Annotated in this window: 16 protein-coding genes; 4 read left to right on the top strand and 12 right to left on the bottom strand. The window is 67.0% G+C overall.

Annotated features, from left to right (window positions below; all coding sequences use genetic code 11):
• Nucleotides 1–31 precede the first annotated feature (31 nt).
• The gene (locus ABD050_RS06140; RefSeq protein WP_343888351.1) at nucleotides 32–856 is read left to right on the top strand and encodes a DUF11 domain-containing protein; all 825 of its coding nucleotides are present in this window, start codon (nucleotides 32–34) and stop codon (nucleotides 854–856) included.
• A complete protein-coding gene (locus tag ABD050_RS06145) occupies nucleotides 849–1,421 on the top strand; it encodes a hypothetical protein (protein WP_343888352.1) in 573 nt (190 codons plus the stop codon). Before ABD050_RS06140 ends, ABD050_RS06145 begins: the two co-directional genes overlap by 8 nt.
• Before the next feature lie 11 nt (nucleotides 1,422–1,432).
• Here the strand turns inward: ABD050_RS06145 and ABD050_RS06150 are convergent, their stop codons facing one another.
• Nucleotides 1,433–2,569: an aminotransferase class I/II-fold pyridoxal phosphate-dependent enzyme gene (locus tag ABD050_RS06150; protein WP_343888353.1), complete on the bottom strand. Its 1,137-nt coding sequence runs from the start codon at nucleotides 2,567–2,569 to the stop codon at nucleotides 1,433–1,435.
• Nucleotides 2,570–2,680: 111 nt separating this feature from the next.
• Here ABD050_RS06150 and ABD050_RS06155 point away from each other — a divergent pair, with 111 nt between their 5' ends.
• A complete protein-coding gene (locus ABD050_RS06155; protein ID WP_343888354.1) occupies nucleotides 2,681–3,535 on the top strand; it encodes an alpha/beta hydrolase family protein in 855 nt (284 codons plus the stop codon).
• 22 nt (nucleotides 3,536–3,557) lie between these two features.
• Here the strand turns inward: ABD050_RS06155 and ABD050_RS06160 are convergent, their stop codons facing one another.
• Together ABD050_RS06160 and ABD050_RS06165 are read right to left on the bottom strand one after the other, a co-directional pair.
• Entirely contained in the window at nucleotides 3,558–4,694 is a 1,137-nt protein-coding gene (locus ABD050_RS06160) for an FUSC family protein (RefSeq protein ID WP_343888355.1), read from the bottom strand.
• A gap of 83 nt (nucleotides 4,695–4,777) precedes the next feature.
• Nucleotides 4,778–6,037 (bottom strand): metal-dependent hydrolase family protein, encoded by a 1,260-nt coding sequence (locus ABD050_RS06165; RefSeq protein ID WP_343888358.1) that lies wholly within the window; start codon nucleotides 6,035–6,037, stop codon nucleotides 4,778–4,780.
• A gap of 48 nt (nucleotides 6,038–6,085) precedes the next feature.
• On the opposite strand from ABD050_RS06165, the gene ABD050_RS06170 reads away from it, so the two are divergent.
• Nucleotides 6,086–8,332: a penicillin acylase family protein gene (locus ABD050_RS06170; RefSeq protein WP_343888359.1), complete on the top strand. Its 2,247-nt coding sequence runs from the start codon at nucleotides 6,086–6,088 to the stop codon at nucleotides 8,330–8,332.
• A gap of 405 nt (nucleotides 8,333–8,737) precedes the next feature.
• Here ABD050_RS06170 and ABD050_RS06175 read toward each other — a convergent pair whose 3' ends face one another.
• The 9 genes from ABD050_RS06175 to ABD050_RS06215 all read right to left on the bottom strand — a co-directional run bounded on the left by ABD050_RS06175 (nucleotide 8,738) and on the right by ABD050_RS06215 (nucleotide 20,859).
• Entirely contained in the window at nucleotides 8,738–9,532 is a 795-nt protein-coding gene (locus tag ABD050_RS06175; protein ID WP_343888360.1) for an HvfC/BufC family peptide modification chaperone, read from the bottom strand.
• Complete coding sequence (gene bufB, locus ABD050_RS06180) at nucleotides 9,529–10,455, bottom strand: MNIO family bufferin maturase (protein ID WP_425542414.1); 927 nt, start codon at nucleotides 10,453–10,455, stop codon at nucleotides 9,529–9,531. Before bufB ends, ABD050_RS06175 begins: the two co-directional genes overlap by 4 nt.
• Nucleotides 10,456–10,462: 7 nt before the next feature.
• Complete coding sequence (locus ABD050_RS06185) at nucleotides 10,463–11,137, bottom strand: hypothetical protein (protein WP_343888362.1); 675 nt, start codon at nucleotides 11,135–11,137, stop codon at nucleotides 10,463–10,465.
• A 29-nt stretch (nucleotides 11,138–11,166) separates the two neighbouring features.
• Nucleotides 11,167–12,795: a ferritin-like domain-containing protein gene (locus tag ABD050_RS06190; RefSeq protein WP_343888363.1), complete on the bottom strand. Its 1,629-nt coding sequence runs from the start codon at nucleotides 12,793–12,795 to the stop codon at nucleotides 11,167–11,169.
• A gap of 398 nt (nucleotides 12,796–13,193) precedes the next feature.
• Nucleotides 13,194–14,585: a pyridoxal phosphate-dependent decarboxylase family protein gene (locus ABD050_RS06195; RefSeq protein ID WP_343888364.1), complete on the bottom strand. Its 1,392-nt coding sequence runs from the start codon at nucleotides 14,583–14,585 to the stop codon at nucleotides 13,194–13,196.
• Nucleotides 14,582–15,817, bottom strand: coding sequence for an NAD(P)/FAD-dependent oxidoreductase (locus tag ABD050_RS06200; RefSeq protein WP_343888365.1), 1,236 nt, complete (start codon nucleotides 15,815–15,817; stop codon nucleotides 14,582–14,584). Before ABD050_RS06200 ends, ABD050_RS06195 begins: the two co-directional genes overlap by 4 nt.
• A gap of 87 nt (nucleotides 15,818–15,904) precedes the next feature.
• The gene (gluP, locus tag ABD050_RS06205) at nucleotides 15,905–17,194 is read right to left on the bottom strand and encodes a glucose/galactose MFS transporter (protein WP_343888366.1); all 1,290 of its coding nucleotides are present in this window, start codon (nucleotides 17,192–17,194) and stop codon (nucleotides 15,905–15,907) included.
• Nucleotides 17,195–17,224: 30 nt separating this feature from the next.
• Entirely contained in the window at nucleotides 17,225–19,747 is a 2,523-nt protein-coding gene (locus ABD050_RS06210; RefSeq protein ID WP_343888367.1) for a glycoside hydrolase family 3 protein, read from the bottom strand.
• Nucleotides 19,748–19,821: 74 nt separating this feature from the next.
• Nucleotides 19,822–20,859 (bottom strand): LacI family DNA-binding transcriptional regulator, encoded by a 1,038-nt coding sequence (locus tag ABD050_RS06215; RefSeq protein WP_343888368.1) that lies wholly within the window; start codon nucleotides 20,857–20,859, stop codon nucleotides 19,822–19,824.
• Nucleotides 20,860–20,996: the final 137 nt, after the last annotated feature.

Here is a 20,996-nt window from a genome sequence, read left to right on the forward strand (position 1 = left end):
ATATCGCCGGCGATCTGTGGTACGCCGGCGCATGGCAAGCGGCACTCTTTGGGTTGCCCTTTGGCTGGGCGCACTTGCGGGCGGCGTTGTGTCGCCGGGCGCTGCGCGTGCACAGGAACCGCCCGCGCAGGAGCCCAGGGCCGCCGATCTCTCGATCACCGCCAGCGTTGGAGCGAAGGGCATGCCCAGGCCGAGCGAGCTGGTCACCTATACGCTGGCGATCGCGAATGCCGGGCCGTCCGAGGGGAACCGCGCTCAGCTGAGCCTGACGCCCGACACGGCAAATGTCAGTGTCGATCATGTCAGCGGGGCCTGCGACGCACTGCCCTGCTATCTTCCGACGATCGCACCGGGCGCGAGCCGGAGCGTCGAGGTCGGTCTCAGGATCGCATCCGGGGGCGGGTTCGGCTTCACGGCGCGCGTCCGCGCCCTCGAGCCAGATCCCGACCGGACGAACAATGTCGCGATAGTCAGCGTGGCGCCGCCGGCGCCAACGCCAACGCCAACGCCGAGACCCACCCCGACCCCAACCCCGACACCGTCCGCGCAGTTTTCGACAACGCCCGTCGGGCCGCCGCCTCCATGGTGGCAAGTCCTGCTCACCCCATGGCCGCTCGGTGGCGGCGCCTTGCTCCTGCTGTCGCTTATTGTCGGCAGCGTGACGACGGTCAGGCGGCGGCGCCGCGCGCGCTGGCTTGAGCGGCTGTCGGTAACCGCCGATCCTGGACCGGAGCCCAGCCTGGCGACCGGGCCGATCGCTTTTGCCGGGCCGGTGCTGACGCTGAGCATCCGGTGCGAGGCGGGCAAGGCTGGGCCGCTCGGCGCGGTGCCGATCCTGGGAGTGACCTATGGCTGATCCGGCTGACCTGACGGTACGCGAGCTGCTGCCCGACGACATGAAGGCGATGGACAAGGCAGTCGGCAAGCTGTTGCATGACGATACGACGCTGCGCGAGGCCCATCTTCCCGCTGCGCTGAACGGGCCGATCGCCGAGCGCGTCACCGCCGCGGTGGCCGATGCGCTCGACTTCAAGGTCCTGCCCGTGGTCGCTTACGCCTGGGCCAGGGCGCGCGAGATCCATCGCTATCGCACGCCCGACGCCGGCCTTCCCGCTGACGCAACGGCCACCCTGTTCCTCGGCGAGCATGAAGTGTCGGCCGAATTGCACCCCCAGGCAGTGATCGACATCGCCGGCGTCGGCAATGTGACCATGAAGTTCACGCTGGTCGTCGCCGCCCGGATGCGCGCCGCGCAGCTCAGCATTCGGCGCGGCCATATTATCAGGATCGGCAAGACCGACGGCTCAGTGAGCGCTCAGCTCACCTATGGCGGCGTGCCGCTCCACAAGGGCCTGCGGTCGCGCGACTGGGTCCTGGTCGGGGATCACGCCCTTGCCGAGCCCGGGATCCTGATCCCCTGAACGGCGCGGCGTCACCGAAATAGCTGCCCGGCAAACCAGGGCTCGATCCGGCGCAGCGCCTCCTCGATCCGGTCGGTCGACACGGCAAAGCTGAACCGCATGAAGCGATGCCCGTCGACCGGATCGAAATCGATCCCCGGTGCCGTCGCCACGCCGGTATCCACCAGCAGCTTCATGCAGAAAGCCATGCTGTCGTCGGTCAGATGCCCGATATCGGCCCAGATGTAGAAAGCGCCATCGGGCGGCGCGATCCGCTTCAGGCCGAGCGCGGGTAGAGCCGCCAGCAACAGCGCACGGTTGCGCGCATAGGTACTGACATGGCCTTCAAGCTCGTCGCGGCAATCGAACGCGACGAGCCCGGCATGCTGCGCCAGCGACGGCGGGGTCAGGAACAGATTGCCCATTCGCGCGCGCGCCGCGTCGATCAGCGATGGTGGCACGACCAGCCAGCCGAGCCGCCAGCCGGCCATGCTGAAATATTTGGAGAAGCTGTTGACGACCAGCGCCTCGGGCTCGTCCTGCAGCACCGAGCGCGCCGGGCCGATATAGCTCAGCCCGTGATAGATTTCGTCCGAGACGATCCTGATCCCGCGCCGTCGGCACGCGGCCGCAATCGCGGCCAGCTCCCCGGGCGCGATGATCGTGCCGGTCGGGTTGGCCGGGCTGGCGAGGATCAGCCCCTGCGGCGCCGGGTCGAGCCGCTCGATCGCGGCGGCGGTGATCTGGAAGCGCTCCGCCTCGCCGCAGCCGATCTCGACCGGCACGAGGTGAAGCGCCTTCACCGTGTTGCGATAGGCGACATAGCCCGGCCGCGCGAAGGCGACCCGGTCGCCCGGCGCGAACAGGCAGGAGAGCGCGAGCACAAGGGCAGGCGAGGCGCCGCAGGTGAGGATGATCTGCTCGGGGTCGATCGCGACGCCGTAGCTTTCGGCATAGTGCCGCGCGATCCGCGCCTTCAGCGGCATGCTCTCCCAATAGCCCATGCCGTCGGTATCGAGCACCTCGTGCGCGCGGGCGATCGCTGCGGCGGGCGCCCCGGTCGAGGGCTGGCCGAATTCCATATGGATGATGGATCTGCCCTCGGCGGCCATCCGGTGGGCGGCGCGGCTGATGGCGATGGCGTGGAAGGGATCGATCTCGGTGGACATGGAAACGGCTTAGCGTGCCGGACGGCGCGCACAATCGCTTGTGGCAATGATCGAGGCGGCGCCCGTCTTTCCGCCTTGCCCGTCAATGTGTCCGCGTTACCATCGGCAGCGATGAATCGCCTCGCCTGCGCCCTGCTGCCTGCCCTGCTCGCCGTCGCGCCGGCCGGGGCCCAGGTCCATCATCGCATCTATCCCGCGCCGACCGAACCGGTCACCGTCGACGGCCTTCCCGATGGCGTGGCCATCGCCGCCGTGCAGACCGCTGACGGACTGGCGCTCAAGGGCCTCGAAATCGCCCCGCGCGACGGCAAGCCCACCCTGCTCGTCTTCCACGGCAACGGCTCGAGCGCGATGCGATCGATGCGCTGGTTCGCGCCGCTGGTCGCCAAAGGCTATGGCCTCGTCGCGGCTGAATATCGCGAATATAGCGGCAATCCAGGCACGGCTGACGAAGCCGGCCTCGCCGCTGACGCCGATGCCTTTTACGCCCGGGCCCGCCTGCTCGCCGGGGGCGGCAAGTTGATCGTGCTCGGCCACAGCCTCGGCGGCGGGGTGGCGTTCGGGCTCGCCGGGCGTCAGCATCTTGACGCATTGGTCACCATCGGCGCCTTCACGCGCCTGCGCGCGATGGTCCCGAAGATCATGCGCGCCGCGGTGCCCAACGACTATGACAATGAGGCGGCGATCGCTCGGCTGGATGAACCCCTGTATATCGTCCATGGCACGGCTGACGACGTGGTCCCCTGGCAGCAGGGCGAGCAGCTGAGCAAGCTGGCCGATGCGGCGGGAAAGCCCGGTGCCGCTTTCGTGATCATGGGCGCCGGCCACGCGCCCGACCCGGCAGTGCTCGCGATGATCGTCGAGACGGTCGCCGCGAGGATCGACAGCGGCGGCGGGATGGTTGGCGCGACATTGCCGCAAAACGTCAAGCTCATTCCCTTCGGCATGCCGCCCTCGGCGCCGTGAACCGGACGGGCTTGCTGTTGTGCTATTCCGAACCGGGCGCCTCCTGCGCCGGGCGGGTAGCGACGTCGCTCCTCCTTCGTGGCGCGAGGAAATGCCATGCCAGCAGAACCGGCTCGAGCAGGGCCATGCCGATGAAGATGCTCGCCAGCCGCTGCAGCGCAGGTTCGATCGCCGCATCGGAATAGCTGTCGGGTACCAGGGTCACCAGGATCGCAAGCGTGAATTGCAGGCCGAGATAGGTGATCCGCTTGCCGCCATTCTCGATATGCCGCCCGATCACCACGCCGAGGCAGGTGCCCGCGATCAGGATCGGCGCCGAGCCCTGCGCAACGAACAGGATCGCGGCGGCCAGGGCGCCGCCGCCGAGGCAGCCAAGCATGCGGTGCAGCAGCCGGCGGCTGACCGGCATAAGGCCGCTCGCGCCGAGGCCCGATACCGGCACGACCATCACCGCCATGATCGTCACGCCCGCCTGTTGAAGCTCGGGAATGCCGAACAGGGCGTGCAGGACGGGCAGCAACGCCAGGGTTACGCCTGCCTGGGCGGCATGGCGGGCGGCATCGGGATGCCAGCCGATCCGCGTCGCCGGTGCGGGCGGCGGGCCGGGCCAGCGCCGCCGCGCGGTGAGCGTCGTCAGCAGGCTGATCGTCACGCAGGCGACCGTCCCGGCGGCGACTTCCAGCAGGCGCGTCTCGGCAAAGGCGATCGCATTGACCGCGGGATGTTCGAGCTTGTCGAGCAGGATCATCTCGAAGGTCAGCCCGAACAGGAACCACGCATAAGCCCGCTTCGCGGTCAGCATGCCGTACAGCCCGGCAAAGCCGATGATCGCCGCCACTGCCACCGAGGCAGGCAATGATCGCACCGCATAGGGCACGATCAGCAGCGCCAGCCCGGCCCCGAGCGCGGTACCGGCAAGCCGCATCATCCCGCGCAGCAGTGTTTCGGAAACATGGCCGCGCATCAGCACGAAGCCGGTAAACGCCGCCCAGGCGACATTATGCGCGCCGATCAGATGGGCGAGCAGGATGGCGAGCAGGATCGAGGCGACGCATTCGATCTCGTCGACCATGCGCGGCCCGGGCGTCACGAAGGTTCGAAGCGCCGCGCGCGCCGCAGGGCCCGGGAAACTGCCTGAACTTGGGAAACCCAGCCTCATCCGGCTCCTATGCGGCGATCGACTCGCGCGATTCAAGCCGGGGCGGCACGGACCATCCTCTCGCCCCGGGCGTCGCTCCGGCTTCAGGGGCCCTTGGCCACCTCGCCGCCCTTGATCACCAGTCGTACGTCGCGCACGATCGCCACATCGCGCGTCGGATCGCCGCCGACCGCGATCAGGTCAGCGAGCAGCCCGACCTTCACCGCGCCCAGCTTGCCGTCGAGATGGAAAGCGCGTGCATTGCCCGAGGTCGTCGCGATCAGCACCTGCGCCGCCGGCATGCCCTCCTGCGCCATCAACTCCATCTCCCGCGCATTCTCGCCATGGGTGAACACGCCGACATCGCCCCCCATGCAGATCGGCACGCCCGTCGCGCGCGCGATGCGGAAGGATTGGCGGTTTTCCAGTACCGCCGCCGGCGCCGGATCGCTGCCATTCCAGCCATGGTAGCGCGACACGGCGTCCGTGGCGGCGAGCGTCGGGCACAGGGCGATATGCTTCGCTGCCATCGCCTTGAAGACCTCGGGCGTCCCGCCATAGCCATGCTCGATCGTGTCGGCCCCCGCGGCGATCGCGCGGCGCATGCCCTCGGCCGTCGCTGCGTGGACCGCGACGATCCGCCCGGCATCATGCGCGGCCTCGGTGCCTGCCTGCAATTCGGCGAGCGACAGCGTCGCCCTGGTCGGCTCGCCCGGGCCCCAGTGATAATCGGCGTAGAATTTCACCACATCTGCGCCCGCCGCGATCTGGCCGCGTACGGCGCGGACGATGTCGTCGACTCCGCTCACCTCCTGCGCGCCCTGCGGGATGGCCAGGCCCGGCTCGAATCCCTTGGGGCCGTACGCGCCGAGCGCGACGATCGCCCGAGTCGCAACCATCAGCCTCGGCCCCGGCACGATTCCCTGGTCGATCGCTTTCTTCAGCCCGACATCGGCATAGCCGGCCCCTTCGGTGCCGAGATCGCGCTCGGTGGTGAACCCCGCCATCAATGTCGCCCGAGCGTGCGCGACAGCGCGTGCGGTGCGCAGCGCCAGCGGCTCGTGCAGCACCTGATCGTCCCAGCTCGTCTCGTTATAGGGATGGAGGAACAAATGGCTGTGCCCCTCGATCATCCCCGGCATCAGGGTCTGGCCGGGCAGGTCGATGATCCGGGCGCCCGCCGGCGCGGTCAGCTTCGGGCCGACCGCAGCGATCCTGTCGCCCTCGACCAGCACTTCCCAGCCGGGATGCGGCGCCGGGTCGACCCCGTCGAACACCTGCATCGGCCTGAGCAGCAGCGCCTGCGGTTCGGCAGCGATCGCGGGTCCGGTGATCAACAACAGAAGTGCCAGCCAGTACCGCATCGTCCGAACTCCTTGTCGCGGCTTCGGCTGCCCGATAGCCTCGCTTCCATGGATATACTTGCCCGCCGCCTTCGCAACCCGCTCCTCGCGCTCGCGTTGCTCCTTCCTCCCGCCGCCGCGTACGCCCAGGGCGCCACCGCACAGGCCCGGGCGCCCGCCGAACTCGACGATCAGACCGCACCGACGCCGGAAGTGCTGCGCTGGAAAGCCGAGGCAGCCAGGGTCACCATCACCCGCGACAGCTGGGGCATCGCCCACGTCCTGGGCAAGAGCGACGCAGACGCCGTGTTCGGCGCGATCTACGCCCAGGCCGAGGATGATTTCAGCCGGATCGAGGCGAACTACCTGACGGCGCTCGGCCGCACCGCCGAGGCCGACGGCGAAAAGGCGATCTGGGCCGATCTGCGCCAGCGCCTCTATGTCGATCCGGTCGTGCTCCGGAAGCAATATCGCGAGAGCCCCGCCTGGCTGCGCACGCTGATGGACGGCTGGGCCGACGGGCTGAACTATTATCTCGCCACCCACCCGAATGTTCACCCGAAGGTGCTGAGCCGCTTCGAGCCCTGGATGGCGCTGTCCTTCACCGAGGGCAGCATCGGCGGCGATATCGAACGCATCTCGCTGTCGGAACTCGAAAGCCTGTATGGCCAGCGGCAGGTCGCGATGACTGACCTGGAGACCGGCCGCACCCCCCGCGAGCCGGTGGGATCGAACGGCATCGCCATCGCCCCGAAGAACACCGTCGACGGCCATGCCTTGCTGCTGATCAACCCGCACACCAGCTTCTATTTCCGCTCCGAGCTGCAGATGACGAGCGGGGAGGGGCTCAACGCCTATGGCGCCTCGACCTGGGGCCAGTTCTTCATCTATCAGGGCTTCAACGCGAATGCCGGCTGGATGCACACCTCCTCGGGCGTCGACAATGTCGATGAGTTCGCCGAGACCTTCGTTTTCAAGTCGGGCAGGCTCTCCTATCGCTATGGCGAGACGCTGCGGCCGGTCGAGCGCGATCGCATCTCGATCGCCTTCCGCCAGTCCGATGGCACGCTGGGCACGCGCACCTTCACCGTCACGCGCACGCGTCACGGGCCGGTGGTCGCGAAGCGCGATGGCAAATGGATCGCCACGTCGCTGATGTGGAAACCGATCCCGGCGCTCGAGCAAAGCTGGCTGCGCACCAAGACGATCGATCTCGCCTCCTATATGCACGTCGCTGAGCTTCAGGCGAACAGTTCGAACGATACGCTCTTTGCGGATTCGAAGGGCGAGATCGCCTATCTCCACCCGCAATTCGTGCCGATCCGCGACGACCGCTTCGATTATACCAAGGCGGTCGACGGCTCTGACCCCGCGACCGACTGGAAGGGCCTGCATGGCATTGCGTCGCTGCCCAATGTGATCAACCCGCCGGTCGGCTGGGTGAAGAATTCTAACGACTGGCCGTGGCAATCGGCGGGGCCCGACAGCCCCAAGGCGAAGGACTATCCGCGCTACATGGATCAGGTCGGCCGCAATGCGCGCGGCACCCATTCCGATCTGCTGCTGACCGGCAGGCACGACTTCACCCCTGAGCGACTGCGCGCGGCCGCCTATGACAGCTACCTCCCCGCCTTCGCGACGCTGATCCCGCAGCTGGTCGCTGCCTGGGATGCACTGCCGCCCGGCGATCCGCGCCGCGCCAGACTGACGGCGCCGATCACTGCTCTCAAGAACTGGGATTATCGCTGGGCTGCGACCTCGGAACCGACCACGCTGGCGGTCTTTTGGGGCGACACTTTGTGGAAGGATGTCGGCGGCTTCGCCCGCGCCGAGCGGATGAACGTGCCCGATTACATCGCCGCCAGGGTCACGCCCGAGGCGAAGCTCGACGCACTCGTCCAGGCAACCGACCGGCTGGCCCGCGATTTCGGCGACTGGCGCGTGCCCTGGGGCAAGGTCAATCGCTTCCAGCGGCTCGACGATTCGATCGAGGCGCATTTCGACGATTCAAAACCGAGCATCCCCGTGCCCTTCACCTCGGCGCAATGGGGTTCGCTCGCCTCGTTCGGGGCGAAACCCTATCCGAACACGAAGGGCTATTACGGCACCAGCGGCAACAGCTTCGTCGCGATCGTCGAATTCGGGCCCAGGCTCAAGGCATGGGCAGTCACTGCCGGCGGCGAGAGCGGCGATCCGGCCTCACCCCATTTCAACGACCAGGCGCAACGCTACGCCGACGGCAATCTCCGCCCGGTCTGGTTCTACCCGGAGGATCTCAAGGGGCATGTCGAGCGGGCGTACCGACCGGGAAGTTGATGCCCTTCTACTCCGCACGGAGGGAATCTCGTGCTCCAGAATCGTGGTCTTTTCAGCATTCTAATCTCTCGGCAGGCTGCCGGGCCCTATGGTGGAATGTTGGCGCCGGGGGGCGTCTCGCAATGAGTTCGCCCCGTGTAGGAGTCGCACACCAGGATGGTCCCGTTCCAGGTCGCCGACGAGCGCATCCCGGCCACGTGGGCTGAGCGGACCGCAGCGTTGAGGCTTCCGCCCGGGTCCGGCGGCGTGCTCGACGGATCGAATTCCAGCGAACAACCGCGAATTGTTAGCAGGCCGACCCAGACCGCGTGCGCCGACGGTTCCGCTGCGGACGAATCCTGATGGTAAACAAAGGGTTGAAGGTTGTGAGCGCCCCCGGATACCGGCACTCTCGGGAATATCGGCTCAGGGATTTGCGCCGACGAAGAAGCCCCATTCGATCCAGCGGTCGCGGCTGCCCCGCGCCTCGCGCCAGGAGCGGCGCGCCTCTTCGAGGTCGAGCCCGAACCGCACAGCGACATCGACCAGTGCCGCCTCGACGCTGCTCCCGGCCAGCATCTCGGCCAGGAAGGCGTGGTGAGTCTCGCCTAGCGGCACGGTGCGGATTACGTAATCGGTTCGCACCAGCGCGACGTGGCTGGGGGCGGGCAGGGGCAGCGACGGATCCTCGCCGCGGCGCACGGCGTGGTAATAGTCGGCGACCGGAAAGCCATAGCTGCCCAGCGCGAAGGCGGGCTGAAGGCGCAGCGCGGTATCGGGCGTATCGGGCGTGGCGAACGGCTTGCCCTCATTGCCCTCGGCATCGAACATCACGAACACCGCATATTCGAAGCTGGCGAGGTCGATCATGAAGTCGACCCATGGCTCGCGCGAATCGCCATCCGGCCGGTTCGCTTCCATCCAGCCGGCGAAGCGGCGGCCGAGGTCGTAAAGCGTGTGCCGTACCGGCGGGCACGCCCGAATATAGTCGGCGACGAAATCGTCGAACAGCGCATGGCCGAGCGCGTGACACAGCGCTGGGAACTGCTCGCGCATGCAGGCGGCGATGCGCAGGAAATAGCCGCGCTGATAGACCGCAAGCCCGCCGGCCGCGCCGAGCCGCCCGTCGCCCGCGAACAGCGCCTGCGCGGAAGCCGGATCGGCATCGGGAAAGACAAGCGCATCGTGCATCCGGCGCTGCGCCACCGCCAGCGCGGTCATGCCGCTTCCTCGACCATGCCGTTCATCACCCGCGGTACGATGAAGCCGACCGGGTTTGAAACCCCCTCCTCGCCCGTCTCATATACCTCGGTCGCACGTGGCGCCGGCTCGCCCGCCATGTACCGCTCGGCCTTGCGCAGTTCGGCAAGGCACCCATCGAAATCGGGGATATGGTCGTCCCATTCGAGCAGGGTCGAGGCGCCGCCGGTCCGCGCCCAGGCGCGACTGAACAACTCCCACACTTCGGGTCGCACCGGCCGGTCATGGGTGTCGATCAGATGGCTGCCCATGTCCTGGTGTCCGGCGAGATGCATCTGGACGACGCGGTCACAGGGAAAAGCGTCGAGATAGGCGGCGGGATCGGCGCCGGCGTTGAAGCAGGTCACGAAGACATTGTTCACGTCGAGCAGCAAGCCGCAGCCGGTCTCCTCGGCCAGCGCGCGGAGGAAGCCGGGCTCGTCGAGGGTCGACTGGGCGAAGCGGACATAGCTGCTGGGGTTCTCGAGGATCAGCGGGCGCTCGAGATAATCCTGCACCTGGCGGACGCGCGCGACGACATGGGTGAGGCTCTCCTCGGTCAGCGGCATCGGCAGCAGGTCGTGCGAATTGTGCCCGTTCACGCCCGTCCAGCACAGATGGTCGCTTACCCAGGCGGGGCGCACCTCGTCCGCCAGCCGCTTGAGCGCCGCGAGATAGCCGAAGTCGAGCGGATCGGCGCTGCCGATCGACAGCGAGACGCCGTGCAGCACCAGCGGATAGCGCTCGGCCACCGCGCGGATCACCGCGCGCGGGCGCCCGCCTGAATCCATGAAATTCTCGGAGATCGCCTCGAACCACAGATCCCGGGGCTCGCCCGACAGGATGGTCTCGAAATGCACGCTGCGCAGGCCGAGCCCAAGCCCGAGCCGGGGCAGCCCGGCCAGCGCGCCGTCAGCTGCAGCCACCGGCCCCGCTCATCCCGCTCGACCCGCACGCTGTCATGTTACCGCGGGCTTCATTGTCCTGCGAGATCCACAGATAGGTCGGCCCGGTCGCCGCGAAGGCGGCGGGGGCTGGACCCGGCGTCTCGGGCAACGCCTGGGTCGAAGCGATCTTGCCCGCCGCCTGCAGCGCTTTGAGCTCAGCCTGATTCGCCGCCCAGTTCGCCTCGAACACGGCGCGGGCGCGCAGCCATACACTCTGGCCATGGTTCGGCCCGTTGGTGCTGAAGCGCTCGCCGTTGATCGGCGTCGCGCACGACCCAAGCGACCGGCAGTCATTGGCGCCGGGATTGTTCATCTCCTCGCCGGTGCCGTAAAGGCCGCAGCCGCCCTGCCCCTTGCAGTCATTCTGGACATGGCAGGTATGGTCGGTGCCAGTCGAGCAATAGCCTTGCCCGGCGCACGCATTCGGCCCCTTGCCTCCGGGCGGGCCCGCGGTGCCGAACCGGTCCGCGCCGGCGCACGCGTTGAGCCCCATACAGGCGTGAAGCGGCATGCCGGCGGGTTGCGGACCGATCACGCCCGGGCCAGGAAAAGCCGGCTCGGCGGCATAAGGGTAGGGGGTCGGCACGGGAACACCGGGCGGAGGGGCCGGTGTCGGGGTCGGCGTGGCGCAGGATGCCATGGGTCGTTCCTCTCGCGGAAGGGGTGGTATCAGGCGGTGGCCCAATATTGGCCGACATCGGGCAGGTGCATCGGATAACCGTCGGCACTGGTTTTCGAGATCGCGACGCCGACATAATAGATCACATTCTGCAGCACGCTGACGAGATCGCCGTCCTTCTCGATCTTCGCTGCCTCGGCCGCGAAGTTCAGATGATCAAGTGCCTCGGCGATCTTGTCGCCCGCCTCGTCAGCGTCCTCCTCGGCGATGAGCGCCTTGGCGGCCTCGATCGCCTTGTTGCCATAGTCGGTCAGCCCGGCGAAGGAATTCACCCGCAGGCCGAGCGACACATTCTCGAAGGTCGGGCCCATCACCGTGCCCGCATAGGTGCCGCTGGTGATCGGGATCTGCCGGATGGTACGGATATATTTGTCGAGCACCCAGATCATCGAGCGGTGCAGTCCTTCGTTGAAGAACAATTTCTGGTTCGCCGGCGGCACCCGATAGATCGTCTCGGTCATGATCAGCATGTACTGGAAGCACGCGCTGCAGAAGTTCGCGATGTCCGAATAGAGCGGCGGATAGTTCGCCGCGACCGGGTTGTCGGGCATGTTCACCAGCACGCCGGCGGCAAGCAGATCGGCCTGGGTGATCGCCGGCTGGATCACGTCCGCCGGCGCGGGCGGCTGTAGCGGCCGCTGCTCGGTGGTGCCGGCATAATCGGCGAACTGGGCCTGGAGGGTGAGGAACTTCACATAATGCGATTCCTCGTCCTTCGACTGATCGTCGTCGGGGCTCGGCCCCACGTCGGGGATCGGCACCCCTTCGCCCTGGTCGCAGATCGTGTCGATCGCGGTCGCCGCGTCCTGGATCGACTGGACCGCGACAAGCTGGGTCTGGCCGGCATGGCTGTCGTCATAATCGGGATAGACAGCCGCGGCCGCCGCGCCCTGCACCGGATCGGCCCAGCCCGGCGTCGGCGCGGGCGGCGCCGGCTTCCAGGGATCGAAGCCGGCATCGGGATAGACCGTGTCGACATTGTTCGGCGAATAATTCTCCGGCTGGATCGCGTTCGCCCATGCGCCCTGCTGGAAGTCGCCATCGGTCAGGAAAGCGGTGCTCAGCAGGCACCGGATGTAGGAATAGAACTGGCCGATCGTGTCCCAGTTGCTGTCCTGCGGCGGCGCGTTCCATTGTTCGGGATATTCGATCTGGAGGAAGTGCCAGAGCTGCTCGAAACCGAGCTTGCCGAGCGGAATCTGCACCGCGGTCTGCCCGTCCGGCCCGATCGGGCCTTTCGGATTGTGATAGGGCAGGCCGGTCGGATAGGCGCTCGGCGCCTGCTGGTAGAGTTGCGGCGCGACACCCATCGAAAACAGGACGTTCGACGACAGCGACATGTGGAGCATCTCCTCCACCGCCACGCTCATGATCACCCCGCCGGCCTTGTTGGCATAGAGTTGTGCGTCGCTGATCGTCTCGCCGCTCTCGTTGTTCCGGACCAGCGAATAATAGGTGTAGAGATAGATCGGGATCGTCGCGAGCTCGATCTCGATCGCGGTCTGGAGATCCTTTTGCAGCCGGGCAAGCACCTCCTCACGGGTCCAGTTCGCGTTGAGCGTGTCGACAAAGGCCTGCTCGGCTGGCGTGAGCGGCGTGACTGGATCAGGCGTGTCCATGGGAGCCCCCTCAGGTCCGGATGATGCTGGAACCGGGGAAAAGGCGAATGCGAACCCCCCGCTTACGCCGTGCAGCATATTGGCATGTCGGCCGGCGGCAACGGGCGATGCAACCATTTTCGTGGCGATGCCGACGCGTTCTGTCCGACAGCGCGTGGGAGAGACAAATTGCACCTGCGACGGCAAGCAAGCCGTATTTCGCCGGGGCGCTATCAAGAAATATGTACTTAACTTATTGATTATTATCCATTATTTAGGATGCGAGTCCAGTTTGCTTGCGTCGACGAAAATGTCAGTAACCCTCATGACATTTCCAACACTTGCCCGATTCAACCCCTGCGGGAGCGTCGCTACACCGCGCCATGGCAATCGACCGCCGGAGCCCGGAAAATGCCGCATCACTGCGTATCGGCAACGCGCTCCCAGGCGCTGATCACCGCATCCACGGTCACGTCAGCCTCGGCCATGGTCGTCGCGATCGAGGTCACCGAAACCCGCATCACCCAGTGCCCGCGCCACTGCGCCGAGCCGATGAACGCAACCGCGTCCTCCTGCACCTGGCGGATCGTCGCGAGCGTCGCCGCATCGGCCGCGCCGAAGCGGATCATGAACTGGTTGAGCTCGACCGGGCAGACCAGTGCGACCCCCGGTACCGCCACAAGCCGCTCCGCCATATGAAGCGCGATCGCGGAGTGGCTTTCGACCATCGCCGCGATCCCCTCGCGGCCGAGCTGGCGAATCATCGCCCAGGTCGCAAAGCCCCGCGCCCGCCGCGACAATTCGGGCACATAGGCCGACGGGTCGCGCTCGGCGCCTTCGGCCGGCGGCAGATAACTCGCGGTGATCGCCATCGCCCGCCGATGCGCCTCGGCGTCGCGGACGATCGCGAATCCGCAGTCGTAAGGCGTCTGCAGCCATTTGTGCCCGTCGGTCGCCCAGCTGTCGGCAAGGTCGACGCCGGCGGTCAGATGCTTCTGCGCCGGGCTCGCCTGTGCCCAGAGCCCGAAGGCGCCATCGACATGGAGCCAGGCGCCCATGCCATTGGCGACCGGCGCGATCTCGGCAAAAGGATCGCAGGCGCCGGTGTTGATCTGCCCCGCCTGGCCGATCACGATCGTCGGGTCGGTACGTTCGGCGATCGCGCGCTCCAGGTCACCGGTCAGCATCCGTCCGCTCGAATCGCAGGCGATCATCCGAACCCGGCCGGCGCCGAGCCCGAGATATTTGATGGCCGAATAGACGGTCGCATGCGCGTCCTCGCCGATCAGCACGGCGATCGGCGGCGCGCCGAACAGCCCGTCGGCTTCGACGTCCCATCCCACCCGCCTCAGCACTTCGCTCCGCGCCGCGGCGAGGCAGACGAAGTTGGCGACCGTCGCGCCGGTCACGAAGCCGACCGATGCCTCCGCCGGCAATCCGAGCAGGTCGAGCAGCCAGGTCGCCGCCACTGCCTCGATCGCAGCAGCCGCGGGCGCCGCCTGCAGGTTCGCCGCATTCTGCCCCCAGGCAGCGGTCAGCCAGTCGGCGGCGACCCCGGTCGGGTGCGAATTGCCGATCACCCAGCCGAAGAAGCGCGGGCCGGTCGAGGCGCGGATGCCCGGCGTGGCGCATTCGGCGAGTTCAGCGATGATCGCTTGGGGGTCGCCACCCCGTTCGGGCGTCGGTGCGCTGAACGCAGCGAGCATCTCAGCATAGGTCGCGACCGGCGTCGTCTCGGCAGTCGCGACGGCGCGGCGATACGCGATTGCCTGCCGCGCCGCCTCCGCCATGGCGGCGTAGCCGTCACTCACAGGAGGCTCTTGAGCGGCGTCTCGGGGTCGGCGAGGAGGGCAGGGTCAGGCGTCGCGCCGGCAAGCACAAGGGCACGGCCCTGAGCGTAATCGCGCGTCATGTTCACACAGTCGAGCGCGAGCACGCGCCCGGCCTTGAGATAGATGACCGAGAAGCTTCGCGTCGCCGGATCGCCGCGCACGATCGTCTGGTCGTAACCGATCGACAGCCCCATTGTCTGGAGGCGGATGTCGTACTGGTTCGACCAGAACCACGGCACCGCATCATAGGGCTCGGGCTCGCCGCACAGCAGCTTGGCGGCGGTGTTGGCCTGGTCGGTGGCGTTCTGGACCGATTCGAGCCGGATCACCGCGCCGCCGGCGAAGCGGTTGGCATGCGCGGCGCAATCGCCGATCGCGAGCACATCGGGCAGGGTGGTGCGGCACTGCGCATCGACCAGCACGCCGTTTCCGCCCTCGGCGCCTGCCGCCAGCAGCGGCTCCACCGCGGGGATGATGCCGATGCCGACGATCACCATTTCGCAGGGCAGGATCGTCCCGTCGGCGAGACGGACGCCGGTCGCCGCGCCATCCCTTTCCTCGATACTCTCGACCGTGACGCCGGTGCGCAGATCTACGCCGTGCGCGCGGTGCTCAGCCTCGAAGAAGCGCGAGAGCGGCTCGCCCGCAACCCGCGCCAGCACCCGGTCAAGCGCCTCGAGCACCGTCACATGCTTGCCGAGCTTGGTCAGCACCGCCGCTGCCTCGAGCCCGATATAGCCGCCGCCGACCACGACGACGCGGGTCACGTCAGGCAGCTCGGCGATCATCCGGTCGACATCGGCATGGTTGCGAACGCCGTGCACACCGCGCAGCGAATGGCCGGCGCAGGTGAGCCGGCGCGGGCTGCCCCCGGTCGCCCAGATCAGGCTGCCATAGCCAATTCTGGCGCCGTCCGCCGTCGTGACTTCATGTGCCGCAGCATCGACCGATATCACCGTCCGGCTCGGCAGCATCGCGATGTCGCGCTCCTGCCAGAAAGCGGCGGGGCGGATCAGGATCCGCTCGAACGGCTTGTCGCCGGCGAGATATTCCTTGGAGAGCGGCGGCCGTTCATAGGGCAGATCAGGCTCGTCGCCGAGGAGGGCGATGGTCCCCTCGAACTTGCGTTGGCGGAGAGCGATCGCGGCCTGCGCGCCGGCATGGCCCGCCCCCACGATAAGGATGTCGTAACGGGTGGCGGGCGTCTGCATGGCGCGCTTCTTGTCACATCATTCGCGGCCCTGCCATCCGATAGTTGCGTTCAGACCTGCCTTATCGCCGTCGCGTTCCAGGCTGCGTCAATGCGCCACCAAGGGCGCCGTCTCGCCGCCGTCCCCGCCTTCGCCCGACAGGCGCGATTGCTTGCCGGTCGCAGCGAAGATCAGGATCCCGACATAGGCGATCGCCGGCAGCACGAAGGTCATGCCGATCGTCGTCGCATCGGCGATCCGACCCGAAGCCCAGGGGATCAGCGCACCGCCGACGATCGCCATGCACAACAGCCCCGAAACCGAAGCGGTCGAAGCCCTGGAACGCTCCATGGTGATGCTGAAGATCGTCGGGAACATGATCGAGTTGAAGAGGCCCACGCTCAACGCGGCATAGGCGGCGGCCGGGCCGTGCAGCAGGAAGGCGGCCACGCTCAGGCACGCGGCGATCAGTGCCGCCCCGGCCAGCAGCCAGGTCGCGCGGATGCGGGTCAGCAAGGCGCTGCCGATGAAGCGCCCGACCAGCGCGCCGGCCCAGTAATAATTGGCGAGCATCGCGCCCGCGATGTCGAGCGGCAAGCCGAGCACATCGGGCCGGTTGAGGAAGTTGATCATGATGCTGGCGATCGTCACCTCGGCGCCGACATAGAGGAAGATCGCGAGCGCCCCGAACCGTGCCCAGAAGTCGCGCAATGCCTCCATCGGCGAAGCGCTGGCGGTCTCGCCATGCGAGGCCGAGGCGTCGATGTTGCGGCGGAACGCGAAAATCAGCACCGACAGCGCGAGAACGGCAATCGCGATCAGCACAAAGGCATGATCGATGGCGCCGAGCGCGGTGGCGGCGGGCACGCCGGGCAGGATATGGCCGCCCTTCCCGAACACATCGTTCCGCAGCATCAGCGTCGAGCCGATATGAACCCCGGCGACGACACCGAGCGAGTTGAACGCCTGGGCGAGGGTCAGCCGGAAATGGCTGTATTCCGGCTTGCCGAGCGACGCCGCGAGCGGGTTCGCCGCGACCTGCAGCGCGGTGATCCCGCTCGCCATCACGAACAGGGCAACCAACACCATCATATAGGCGTGCGCACGCGAAGCGACGAGCATCAACAGGCACGCGCCGACCATCACCATCAGCGCGGCGATGATCGTCCGGCTGTGCCCGAGCCGGGCGAGCAAGGCCGCTGCCGGCATCGACATCACGAAATAGGCAAGGAAGAAGGCGAACTGAGTCAGCATCCCCTCGGCAACGTTGAGCGTGTAGATGCCGCGCATCGCCGCGATCAACGGATCATTGTTCGAGGTGATGAAGCCCCAGGCGAAAAACAGGCAGGTCACCACCACAAAGGCCGCGACCGAACCGCCAGCTGTCTTGCCGTTCATATGCGCATATCTTTCTTCGTGAAGGAGGGATCATTGCGGACAGGCGTCGCCCGCGCCAGCGCTGGTGTAATGGATACCGGAGATCGACAGCGCCAGCGCGCCGTCGCTTTCCAGCGTGAAGGGGGCGGTCACCCGCTTCGGGTCGAGCCCCGCCTTGGCCAGGCAGGGGAGCGGCAGCGTCAGCGTGGTCCATTGACCGACCGGGGCAGCGCGCAGAGTCGCCGTCAATGGCACGGTGCCGCCGCACTTATCGCCGCACTGCATTCCGAGCCGTACCACGCTCGCCGGCGCCGTATCGATGCGGTAGTCGACGATCAGGCTGTATTGCGCATTGCTCTCGCGCGATATGTCGATCGGCTTGTCGGCGACGATACGCGCCGTGCCACCGGCCGCCCCCCAGACCAATGCGCGCGCATCTTCCTGCGCGCTCCGGTCGACACCCGAAATCCGGACCATTCCGCCACCGGTCGTGCCCGAATTGCCTTTCACCGGCACCGCCACGCCGTGCGGTTCGGCCAGATCGAAGCTCCAGTTCGCGGGCAGCTTGCCGCGCCCGAAGATCATCCCGTCCTCGCGCGTGGCATTGGCCGGATGCGCCTCGGGCAGCGGTGCCAGATCGCCCTTGTCAGCATAGGTCAGGCCGTAGCCAAAGGCGAAGAGCGGATCATAGCCGGCATCCTCATGGTGCAGCGCGCTCTGGTCGATCCGCTTCGGCCAGGAATAGGAGAGCTTGCCGTGGAAATCATGCCGCGGCTTGCCCCTGGCATCGGCGAGCAGCACATCGGCGATCCCGCCGCCTTCGCCGCCCGGCAGGAACGCAGCGACGAACGCGTCCGAGGCATTGATCTCCGGGTTCACCCACAAGGGCCGCCCCGACAGGAACACCGAAACCACCGGAATCCCCTGCGCCTTGAGTTTCTTGAGAAGGTCGAGATCGCGCGTGTCGCCCGGCCGATATTCGAGCGTCGGGCGGTCGCCGGCGAACTCGGCATAGGGATCCTCGCCGAACACGACGATCGCCGCATCGGGCTTCGCCGTGAAACTGCCGTCGACGCTGAGCGTCGCGCTGCCGCCCGCGGATCTCGTGGCTTCGGCAATGCCCGCGAAGATCGACTGGGCGTGCGGGAAATCGGCATTGGTGGTCCCGGTGCCCTGCCAGCTGATCGTCCAGCCGCCCGCCTGTTTGGGGATATTGTCGGCGCCGTCCCCCGCGACGAGCAGGTTGAGCTTCGGGGACAGCGGCAGGACTTGCCCCTGGTTCTTGAGCAGCACGAGCGATTCGCGCACCGCCTGGCGCGCCACGGCGCGGTGCTCGGGCGATCCGAGCAGGTCGAAGCGGCCAGCGAAGGGCCGGCTCGACGGCCTGCCTTTGTCGAACATGCCGGCGCGCAGTTTTACCCGCAGGATGCGCCGCACCGCCTCGTCGAGCCGGGCGTGCGAAATCTCGCCCGATCGCACCTGCGCCAATGTGCTGGCGTAGAATCCCTTCCAGCTGTCCGGCGCCATCACCATGTCCATGCCGGCATTGATCGCCGCCGCGCAGCTGGTGTTGGAGCAGCCCGGCACCTGGCCATGCGCGTTCCAGTCGCCGACGGTCAGCCCGTCAAACTCCATCTGCTCGCGCAGCGCGCCGGTCAGCAGGTCGCGGTCGGCGCTGAGCTTCTGGCCGCGCACGCTCGAAAAGCTTGCCATCACAGCCTGAACGCCGGCGCCGATCGCCGGCGGATAGCCCGCGCCGTGAATGTCGCGGATCTGCTCCGGGCTCGAAGGATTGTCGCCCTGGTCGACCCCGTTCGCCGTGCCACCATCGCCGACGAAATGCTTGGCGGTCGCGATCACCTTGCCATCGCGCAGGAACTCCTTGGTGCCAGGCTTGCCCTGCAGACCCTCGATCATCGCACCGGCATAGGAGCGCACGATCGAAGGGTCTTCGGAAAAGCCCTCATAGCTCCGCCCCCAGCGCGTATCGCGCACCACCGCGAGCGTCGGGGAGAAATCCCAGTCAATGCCGGTGACCGCCATCTCCTTCGCGGTGACCACGCCGATCCGCCGGATCAGGTCGGGGTCGCGCATCGCGCCAAGCCCGACATTCTGCGGGAAGATCGTCGCGCCGATGATGTTGGCATGGCCGTGCACTGCATCGATGCCCCAGATCGGCGGGATCGCGGGTCGGCCGTCATCGCGCTTCATGATCGCGTCCCAGGCGGAATCCGCAAAGGCGAGCCATTCCGGCGCCGGCGCCTTGTCATTGCCATTGGGGCCGGAATTGCCGCCGGTCAGGATCGACCCGAAATGATATTGGTGCATCTCGGCGACCGAGACGCTGGCAAGGTCGGGCTGGACGATCTGGGCGACCTTATCCTCGTCCGACATCGCCGCGAGCAGCTTGGTGATCCGTGCTTCCATCGCCGGATTCGGCCGCAGCGGCGATCCGACATGCGGCCAGGGCGCTGCAGCCGGCGTCTGTGCCGTGGCATGGGGTGCGGCGGCAATGGCGATCGCACCGGCTGCAAGCAACACGGCCCTCAGCCCCTGACGGCTATATCCCGGCATATGTCCTCCCCGCAGGCCCGGTGCTTTCGGGTCTCTGGAAGCCTTAGATCACGAAATGACCTACGTTATCAATTTTAATCGGTGGATGGCTGGCCTTTTGGCGCCGGCCCGGTCGATTGACGCGTCACGAGCGCGACCGGATAGTTGATCACCTGCTCGTGCGGTTTCTTCTCGAGCATCGCGACGAGCATGTCGGTTGCGGCGCGCGCCATGTCGAACACCGGCTGGTGAATCGTGGTGAGACGCGGCCAGACGATCTTGGCGATCGCGCTGTCGTCGAAGCCGGCGATCGAGAGCGCGCCCGGCACCTCGATGCGCAGGTCATGCGCCGCCATGATCGCGCCCGCTGCCATGTCGTCATTCTGGGCGAAGATCGCGGTCGGGCGTTCGCTGCGCGACAACAGCCGCCGCGCTGCCTCAAAGCCCGATTCGAACGTGTACATGCCCTGCTCGATGTCATCGAGCCGCATCTTCAGCCCGGCCGCGGACAGCGCGTTGGAGAAGCCGAGCAACCGCGCCTCGCTCGAGGGATGGCTCGGATCACCCTTGATCATGCCGATCCGCCTGTGACCGAGCGAGATCAGATATTCAGTCATCATCCGGGCCGCGCCGACATCGTCGGTGATGGTGTGCGGGCCAAGGTCAGGCGAGCGCGTCGGGGCGATGCGGACGAACGGAAAATGCGCTGCCTTCAAGCGTTCGATGATCACTGGATGGTCGGAGGCCGGCGGGGTCAGCACGATTCCGTCGAGCGCGGCCGAGCGTACCAGCGACAGGATATTCTCGGCAATCGCCGACACCTGCTCGACGGGAAGCACCACGAGCCGGTATTTCTCGCCGTGCAGCCTGTCGAGCGCGCCCTGCTGCAGCTCGACGACATAGTTCGGGCTCGGATTTTCGTAGAACAGGCCAAGCAGATAAGAGCGCCGCCCGACCAGGCCCTGCGCCACGACATTGGGATGGTAATGCAGTGCCGTCGCGACCTTGATCACCCGTTCGCGGGTCTTGGCGGTGACGTTGGGGGCATCGTTGAAGACGCGCGAAACGGTCTTGATCGAGACGTCAGCCTCGCGTGCCACATCCACGATCGTTGCGCGACGTCCCTGCTCCATGGCGCTCAGCTAGCACGAGATTCGGGAGTGCGGTAGCCCGTTGCGGCTGGAACGGTTGCGAAACCATATGCGATGACAACGTAAGGCCTTGCGATACCCGCTCCGGCGCGATTTTTCATGATTCCGGTCGTCACACC

Origin of the sequence: Sphingomonas oligophenolica (assembly GCF_039522915.1) — a bacterium.
GTDB classification, from domain to species: Bacteria; Pseudomonadota; Alphaproteobacteria; order Sphingomonadales; family Sphingomonadaceae; genus Sphingomonas; species Sphingomonas oligophenolica.